Genomic DNA, 8,959 nt, shown 5'->3' with positions numbered 1-8,959 from the left:
TGTTAGGCCTGCCGCCAGCGTTCAATCTGAGCCATGATCAAACTCTTCAATTTAAGATTTTGATTCCCTTAATTAAAAGGGAGTGACTCAACGAATACTGACTTCAAAACTAATCTTTATCCGAAGATAAAGTGTAATTTTAAAGCTATCATCATTCCAACAGAATGATGATGAATTGACTGTGCCGAACAATAAATTGTTCAATTTGGTCACTCAGTTCATTGAAATCATTTTTGCTTCCTAAGAAGCTTTATTGATTATCATCAACGAGTGCCCACACAGATTGATAGGTTTAAATTGTTAAAGAGCAACTGTTCGTGCGACTTGCGCCTCGTTGAACAGGGCGGCCATTTTAACGATTTGATTGAGCGTGTCAAACACTTTCTGCAATCTTTTTTCGTTAACCTTTTTGAGAAGGTTATGACCTCTAACTCGTTGCGGCCGTTAGGCTGTGTGCTCCGTGTCAGTGAGGTCGCATTATAGAGATCAACTTCATATTGGCAAGCACTTTCTTTCAATAAATTCAAAAATAAAGCTTAGATGTTCATATTACGTTCAAATGCGCATTTATACCTTTTTACTCTCACTTTAAGCACAGGTTACCCACAGAAAACATGATTTAGACCATCATTTTTAAATTAATCCCCCCCTCATCGTTTCACTTTAGTTCCAATAAGAAAGTAAATTAAACAACCCTCTCCTCCTATTTCTGTCGATAAGAGGAGGAAGGTTATTTTCAATTTAAGGGTGCTGAAGAGTGTTCTCTTTCATTGCTGCGCGACAATTTCTTCATCTATGGCGTTGAGGTTCACGTCTCGACCAGTGATTAGCTCCCCCGACAAAATAGCTTTCGCTAATGGATTTTCAACCATTTGTTGAATTGCACGTTTCAACGGCCTTGCCCCATAGACAGGGTCAAACCCTACTTGAGCGATCAGCGCCAAAGCATCATCGCTGACTTTTAAGTGATATTCCTTCTCGGCCATACGTTGACTTAAACGCTGTAGCTGAATAGAAGCAATCGACTTAATCTGCTCCCGACCTAATGGATGGAATACCACACTTTCATCAACCCGATTTAAAAACTCCGGACGGAAATGTTGCATGACTACTTCCATCACTTCCGCTTTCATCGAATCATAATCCGAACTCGCGGCTTTTTCCTGGATCCGGTCTGACCCTAAGTTAGACGTCATGATCACTACGGTGTTTTTAAAATCAACCGTTCGTCCTTGCCCGTCAGTTAAGCGGCCATCATCTAATACCTGCAATAGTATATTGAACACATCTGGGTGCGCCTTTTCGACTTCATCTAATAAAATCACTGAATAAGGTTTACGGCGTACAGCTTCTGTTAAATACCCCCCCTCTTCATAACCGACATAACCCGGAGGCGCGCCGACTAAACGTGACACTGAATGTTTTTCCATAAACTCAGACATATCGATCCGCACCATGGCATCTTCGGTATCAAACATGAAATGAGCTAATGTTTTACATAATTCCGTTTTACCCACTCCGGTTGGGCCTAAAAATAAGAACGACCCAATCGGCTTATTCGGATCAGATAATCCAGCCCGACTACGGCGAATCGCATTTGAAACCACTTCGACCGCTTCTTTTTGACCAATAACTCGTTGATGTAATACGGTTTCCATCGAAAGCAATTTGGCTTTTTCCGCTTCTAGCATTTTCGATACTGGAATACCGGTTTGTTTCGACAGTACTTCAGCAATTTCTGCATCGGTGACACGATTTTTAAGCAATGTCATTTCAATGGTTTCTGCTTGCGAGGCGACTTCCAATTGTTTTTCAAGTTCAGGGATCTTGCCATATTGTAATTCTGACATACGCTGTAAATCACCAGCACGGCGTGCCACATCCATATCTAAGCGAGCTTGTTCCAATTCCGTTTTAATATGTTGAGTACCGGACAGTGCCGCTTTTTCAGTTTTCCACACTTCTTCTAACTCAGAATACTCGCGTTCCTTTTCTTCTAATTCTTGATTTAAGATTTCTAAGCGCTTAGCACTAGCGTTATCATCTTCATTCAATAATGCTTGTTGCTCGATTTTTAATTGAATAATGCGGCGATCTAATCGATCCATTGATTCTGGTTTTGAGTCAATTTGAATACGAATACTTGACGCTGCCTCATCGATTAAATCAATCGCTTTGTCTGGCAGTTGACGATCCGACACATATCGATGCGATAACGTCGCGGCTGCAACAATTGCAGGATCGGTAATTTCAACATGATGATGCAGTTCATAACGCTCTTTTAAACCACGCAAAATCGCAATCGTATCTTCAACACTTGGTTCATCCACCAGCACTTTTTGGAATCGGCGCTCTAACGCGGGATCTTTTTCAACATATTGACGATATTCGTCCAACGTCGTGGCACCAACACAGTGTAATTCGCCACGAGCCAAAGCAGGTTTGAGCATGTTACCGGCATCCATAGACCCTTCGCCTTTACCCGCTCCGACCATAGTATGCAATTCATCAATAAATAAAATGATATTCCCATCTTCTTGCGCCAGTTCATTCAAGACGGCCTTTAAGCGCTCTTCAAATTCACCGCGATACTTCGCACCTGCAATTAATGCTCCCATATCAAGTGATAACACTCGGCGACCACGCAAACCTTCAGGTACTTCGTTGTTGACAATTCTCAACGCCAACCCTTCAACAATCGCGGTTTTACCTACGCCGGGTTGACCAATTAATACTGGGTTATTTTTAGTCCGGCGTTGCAATACTTGAATGGTGCGACGAATTTCATCATCACGGCCAATCACAGGATCAAGTTTGCCTTGCTCTGCGCGTTCAGTGAGATCGATAGTGTATTTTTCTAGTGCTTGACGTTTTTCTTCCGCATTAGGGTCATCCACATTTTGACCACCACGGATCTCATCAATCGCTTTATTGACTTTATCTTTGGTTAAAGAGAACTCTTTGAACAACTGACCTAATGCCCCTTTATCCTCAATCGCAGCTAATAAAAACAATTCGGCTGAGATATAAGTATCTTTACGCTTTTGCGCATACTGATCGCAAAGGTTGAGCAAGTTGGTGGTACTTTTCGATAACTGTACATCCCCGGCAATACCGGTCACTTTTGGCAACTTATCTAATGCTTGAGATAATTTAGAACGTAATTGAGTCGCATTGACCCCCAGCATGGTGAAAAGTGGTCGAATTGCACTGCTGTCTTGATCCAATAATGCCTGCATCAGATGTACAGGTTCAATAAATTGATTATCACGGCCTAACGCTAAAGATTGTGCGTCAGAAACGGCAAGTTGAAATTTACTGGTGAATTTATCGAAACGCATAATATGACTCCTAGTTTCTCAGGTGAGAGACGTTTATCTATGTTTAATAGATGGATGCATATTGAACAGTTTTCAAGAGAGGAATTTAGAATTTATTACTAGTACCGGAAGGGATATGAAAGAAAGAAGAAAATAGAATTATTCAATCCAAATAAAAGAAGCTTGTCTGCCCGTCACGCCATCGCGGCGATAAGAATAGAAAGTATCGTGCTCGGAAACAGTACAGCGATTACTGTAATACACTTGTGTGACGCCAATTCGGTTAAGACGTTGTGTGGCAAGTTTATTCATATCAGCCAGATATTTTTTAGCTGAAGTTTCTGACGCTACTTTTGATGAGAGCAAGTTAAATCCATTTTTAGCATCTGGATCAACCGCCACAAATATATCCACTACATCTTGTCCAACTTCAAATACACTGGCGCCAATAGCAGGGCCAAGCCAAGCCATTACCGTTTCAGGGTGTTCGAACTTTTTGACTGCCTGCTCAATAATACCATCGGCTAAACCGCGCCAACCTGCATGCACGGCGGCCACTTGGGTACCTTCAATATTAGTGAGCAACACTGGCAAACAATCTGCCGTCATCGCGCTACATACCACCCCTTTCTGCTGAGTAGTACAAGCATCTGCATCCAATACTGTTGCGGTTGGTTGATTCACTTCAACGACATGGGTTGAATGCGTTTGATTTAACCACACAGGCGGATTGGGCATCTGCATCGCTTGAGTGAGTAGCTTGCGATTTTGCCTAACCCGTTTTGCATCATCCCCAACATGCGCACCAAGATTTAATCCTTGGTACACACCTTTTGACACCCCATCAATACGGGTAGAGCTTATTGCTTTAACCTGTTTTGGTGCTGGCCAGTTGGGAATAATCACATCCATGACTTATATTGGCTCGTCTTCAACGTTGTCTTTGGCATCTTGACGCAGCGCTTCTGCCATAATGAGAATGTCATCTGGCACTGGGGCGTGAAACTTCATTTCTTCACCACTGACTGGGTGAACAAATTTAAGCATCACCGCATGCAATGCTTGGCGATCAAAGCTGCGGATCATTTGCGTAAGTTCAGCCGAAGCACCACGAGGGATCCGTGCGCGACCACCATAAGCAATATCACCTAATAATGGATGCTGAATGTAAGACATGTGCACACGGATCTGGTGAGTACGACCCGTTTCAAGGCGTAAACGAATACGCGTATGTTCACGGAAGTGCTCTGCCACACGGTAGTGAGTCACCGCATCTTTACCGGTTTCAGTTACCGCCATCAACGTTCGTTTATTCGCATGACGACCAATTGGCTTTTCAATCCGGCCACCGGCAGTCATGGTGCCAATAATAATCGCTTCATATTCACGAGTAATATTGCGTTTTTGCAGTGCTCGAACCAAACGAGTTTGGGCTGGGACCGTTTTAGCCACCACCATCAAACCTGTGGTGTCTTTATCCAAACGGTGAACAATACCAGCGCGAGGTACTTTGGCAATATCGGGGTAATGATGCAATAGTGCATTTAATACCGTGCCATCTGGGGTACCCGCTCCTGGGTGAACCACAAAATCGCGCGGTTTATTGATCACCAAAATATCGTCATCTTCATAAACGATATCAAGTGGAAGGTCTTGCGCGATCCAACGCTCTTCATCTTCAAGTTCAGCTTGGAGAATGATCTCTTCGCCTCCCATCATACGAATTCGAGGTTTGGTCACGACTTCTCCATCGACTTGAACATTGCCCGCAAGCAACCATTCTTTCAATCGAGAACGTGAAAAATCTGTGAACAATTCGGCCATCGCTTGGTCTAAACGTTGTCCTAATTGCGAGTCTTTTACTGTATCTGTGCGTATTATCTGCTGGGTCATATCGAACTTTTTAAAAAACCATGAGACTATTATCCAACATTATGGATAAAATAGAGTTATTCGTCATTGTATCTGTTAAGTTGTCAGAAGTAACGGACGCGACAAAATTTAATTAAAGAATATTCAAATCAAGGGAATTACTCTTCACAATGAAACGCCAATATATTATAGGTCTAATGACCGTCATTTTGCTTGCAGGATGCGCAGATAAAAAAGATGCAGTGCCCGATATCCCGCCATCTGATCTCTATTCTCAAGCGCATATGGAATTGCAAACCGGTGACTGGGCTAGTTCCATCAAGAAGTTAGAAGCACTCGATTCACGCTATCCTTTTGGTCCCTATTCCGATCAAGTGCAACTTGATCTCATCTATGCCTACTATAAAAATGGCGATTATGCATTAACCTCTGCCACCATTGCGCGCTTTACTCGTTTAAACCCGGCACATGCTCGTACTGACTGGGTGTTATATATGAGTGGCCTAACTAATATGGCGCAAGATTCTAATTTTATGCATACTCTATTTGGTATTGACCGCTCCGATCGTGATCCTGAACCAGTAAAAGCTGCGTTTGTTGATTTTAAACGTTTACTTGAACGCTACCCGAATAGTGATTATGCCGCCGATGCTCGTATTCGTTTATTAGCACTAAAAAATCGTTTAGCTGAATATGATTTAGCGTCTGCCGATTTCTACCTGCGTCGAGAAGCTTACATTGCAGCCATCAACCGCTGTCAAGAAATCCAAAAAACCTACCCAGATACTAAAGCGGCACATGATTCATTAAAAATACAACTCAAAGCTTACAAAGCGATTAACCTTGAGGATGGTGTCAACAAGACCCAGGAACTCATCACATTAAATAAAGAAAAATAATATTAGCTTAGCTTGTGTTTAAAAACAGTCGTCGATGAAAAAAAGCAGTTGAATTCAAATTCAGCTGCTTTTTTGTGCTAATTACCTCATTAATTTTGTTCAGGATCACATTTCATTCTTTGCTTAGCAATCTCACCCCAAAAAGCGATCTTTATCACAATATTATTTCTTCCAAAGGGTATCCTGAAGTTAACGATTTAGGTCACACGAGGAAAAATATTTATGCAAATGAACGTTATTGGAAAAAATATCGAAGTTACTTCTTCTATTCGTGATCACATTGAGGCTAAATTTAAAAAGCTTGAAAAATGGCAAATCGAGCTGCTTAGTTGCCATGCAACCATCAGCACTGAACCTGCTAATCAAACCAAAATAGAAGCTAAAATAACCGTACCGAAAGGACAATTGGTTGCCTCAGCCAGTGATGAAGATCTGTATAAAGCAATCAATGAAGTAGAACAAAAACTTGGTCGCCAGCTGAATAAACTCAGCCACAAGCCAGAAGCAAAACGTAACCAAGTCCTCCGAGGGGAAGAAGAATTAGAACAAGAGGAAGCTGAAGCATAAGCCTCACTAGAACCACATTCTTATCGTTTAGCGCCTACCTTGGCGCTATTTTTTTGCTTGACGCTTTTATAGCCTGTGCCTTATGGTGTAATCACTCTTTATTCATAACGTTACTAATCTTATGAACCCATATATGCTGTTCTTTTTTGGCTTCTTTTTTCGCGGTTAACCTGCGAGGCTAATGTCGTTTTAAAAACAAACCAAAAACGAGCAGAAAGCCTCCCACCACTGGGGGGCTTTTTTATAGGAAAAATCATGACACAAGCTAAATACTCTCTCGACCACATTCGTCTTAGACTCAATCAACTAGACGATCAATTACTTAATATTTTATCCGAACGTCGCGCATTAAGTATTGAAGTGGCAAAAAGCAAAGTTGAAACGGCCAAGCCTGTTCGTGATGCCGCTCGCGAACAAGAACTATTGGTTAAGCTCATCAATAACGGTAAAGAAAAGTATCAACTCGATGCCAATTACATCACCAAGTTATTCCATACCATTATTGAAGACTCGGTACTATTACAACAATCCTATTTACAGAACTTAGTCAATCCCCAAGACAGTCGTCAGCCTTTAGTTCGCGTCGCTTTTCTTGGTTCAAAAGGATCCTACTCTCACCTTGCTAGCCGTGAATACTTTAGCCGTAAAAATAATGAGTTAATTGAACTAAACTGTCATCACTTTAAAGATATCGCCACCACCGTTGAAACCGGTCATGCCGATTTTGGTGTACTGCCAATTGAAAATACCAGTTCTGGCTCAATTAACGAAGTGTATGATTTACTGCAAAATACCACCCTTTATATTGTTGGTGAGATGACTCTGCCGATTGAGCACTGCCTGTTAGCACAACAAGATATTCGCATCGAAGACATTAAGACCTTATATTCTCATCCACAACCACACCAGCAATGCAGTGAGTTCTTGAGCCACCTTGATGGTGTAACATTAGAATCTTGCGCCAGCACAGCCGATGCGATGAAAAAAGTCAAAGCGCTTAACCGCAATGATGTGGCAGCAATTGGTAACTCAAGCAGCGGTAAACTGTACGGCTTACAAAAAATCCAAGGCAACATTGCCAACCAAACCGAGAACCATACTCGCTTTATTGTGGTGGCGCGTAAGTCGGTTGAAGTCTCACCGCAAATCCCAGCCAAAACAACCATTATCATGTCGACCTCCCATCAAGCCGGTTCACTGGTTGAAACCTTACTGGTATTGCAACGCTACGGGATCAATATGACGAAGTTGGAATCGCGCCCAATCATGGGGAATCCATGGGAAGAAATGTTCTATGTTGATCTGGAAGCCCATTTAGATTCTCAGCCAATGCAACAAGCTCTGGCGGAGCTAACCAAAATCACTCGTCATTTAAAAGTACTTGGCTGCTATCCGATTGAAAATGTAAAACCAACATCTATCGATTTAGAGGTTTAATATGATCCAATCGCGCGTTGTTAAAGTAGTGATTGCGTCACTCAACCCCGCAAAAATAAAAGCGGTTGAAAGTGCCTTTCATGATAGCTTTCCACAACATACCTTTCATTTTGAAGGGGTATCAGTGTCAAGCGAAGTCCCCGATCAACCGATGAGTGATCAAGCCACCAAACAAGGCGCACTCAATCGAGTTAAAAACGCTAAGCAAGCGATCGTCGATGCTGATTTTTATGTTGGGCTTGAAGCCGGAATTGAAGATAACTTTACTTTTGCATGGATGGTGATTGAAGATAATTTAGTTAAACGCGGCGAATCTCGCTCAGCTTGTTTAATGTTACCACCGGAAGTATTAGTGAAGGTAAGCCAAGGCAAAGAATTAGGCGATGTGATGGATGAGGTATTTGCTACCGAAAACATCAAACAAAAAGGAGGCGCAATTGGCCTCCTTACTCACCATCAATTAACGCGCAGTTCGGTGTATCATCAAGCGTTAATTCTAGCTCTGATCCCGTTCGTCAATCCTAGCCATTTTTAACCCTTTAGTGAAGCCCCATTACGCTTTAACATCGGCAGCAGCTTGCAATAATTGTTGTAGCTGCTGTTTTTGTTCGGGGCTACTGTGTTTCAACTCAGTCGAACCTCGCGTTATAGTCGCAATCCCCACCTTAAGCATTTGACTAATTTGCCGTTGCGAACGCTCACCTTTCATTAGCTCGTGTAAGATATTCATTCGAGCCAGCAGCGCCTCACGCTCATCAAAGGTCAATAAAGCGGACAACAAAAAATCCAATTGATCATTCTTAGTTGCCAATTGTAATGCTGTTAATACATCTTGCCAGTGTTCAAATTCAGCTTTATTCATTT

Annotated in this window: 8 protein-coding genes and 1 other annotated feature; of the genes, 4 read left to right on the top strand and 4 right to left on the bottom strand. The window is 42.2% G+C overall.

Annotated elements, in window-relative coordinates; all coding sequences use genetic code 11:
- Positions 1-767 precede the first annotated feature (767 nt).
- The 3 genes from clpB to rluD form a co-directional block, all read right to left on the bottom strand.
- Entirely contained in the window at positions 768-3,341 is a 2,574-nt protein-coding gene (clpB, locus tag HC723_RS02780; protein ID WP_153447671.1) for an ATP-dependent chaperone ClpB, read from the bottom strand.
- Between the two features lie 138 nt (positions 3,342-3,479).
- A complete protein-coding gene (pgeF, locus tag HC723_RS02775) occupies positions 3,480-4,232 on the bottom strand; it encodes a peptidoglycan editing factor PgeF (RefSeq protein ID WP_190338152.1) in 753 nt (250 codons plus the stop codon).
- A 3-nt stretch (positions 4,233-4,235) separates the two neighbouring features.
- A complete protein-coding gene (gene rluD, locus HC723_RS02770) occupies positions 4,236-5,213 on the bottom strand; it encodes a 23S rRNA pseudouridine(1911/1915/1917) synthase RluD (RefSeq protein ID WP_153447673.1) in 978 nt (325 codons plus the stop codon).
- Positions 5,214-5,362: 149 nt separating this feature from the next.
- Between rluD and bamD the strand changes: the two genes are divergently transcribed.
- The 4 genes from bamD (at position 5,363) to yjjX (ending at position 8,630) form a co-directional block, all read left to right on the top strand.
- Positions 5,363-6,091: an outer membrane protein assembly factor BamD gene (bamD, locus tag HC723_RS02765; RefSeq protein ID WP_153447674.1), complete on the top strand. Its 729-nt coding sequence runs from the start codon at positions 5,363-5,365 to the stop codon at positions 6,089-6,091.
- A 222-nt stretch (positions 6,092-6,313) separates the two neighbouring features.
- Positions 6,314-6,658, top strand: coding sequence for a ribosome hibernation-promoting factor, HPF/YfiA family (gene hpf, locus HC723_RS02760; protein ID WP_153447675.1), 345 nt, complete (start codon positions 6,314-6,316; stop codon positions 6,656-6,658).
- Positions 6,659-6,781: 123 nt separating this feature from the next.
- Positions 6,782-6,903 (top strand) — a sequence feature (Phe leader region).
- A 10-nt stretch (positions 6,904-6,913) separates the two neighbouring features.
- On the top strand, positions 6,914-8,095 hold the full coding sequence (gene pheA / locus HC723_RS02755) for a prephenate dehydratase (RefSeq protein ID WP_153447676.1): 1,182 nt from the start codon (positions 6,914-6,916) through the stop codon (positions 8,093-8,095).
- Between the two features lies 1 nt (position 8,096).
- A complete protein-coding gene (yjjX, locus tag HC723_RS02750) occupies positions 8,097-8,630 on the top strand; it encodes an inosine/xanthosine triphosphatase (RefSeq protein WP_153447677.1) in 534 nt (177 codons plus the stop codon).
- Positions 8,631-8,648: 18 nt separating this feature from the next.
- On the opposite strand, the gene trpR is transcribed toward yjjX, so the two are convergent.
- A complete protein-coding gene (gene trpR, locus HC723_RS02745) occupies positions 8,649-8,957 on the bottom strand; it encodes a trp operon repressor (RefSeq protein WP_153448199.1) in 309 nt (102 codons plus the stop codon).
- Positions 8,958-8,959 lie beyond the last annotated feature (2 nt).

Source organism: Vibrio sp. S11_S32 (assembly GCF_014694465.1).
GTDB classification, from domain to species: Bacteria; Pseudomonadota; Gammaproteobacteria; order Enterobacterales; family Vibrionaceae; genus Vibrio; species Vibrio algicola.
This window is presented reverse-complemented; position numbering and strand designations above follow the sequence as displayed.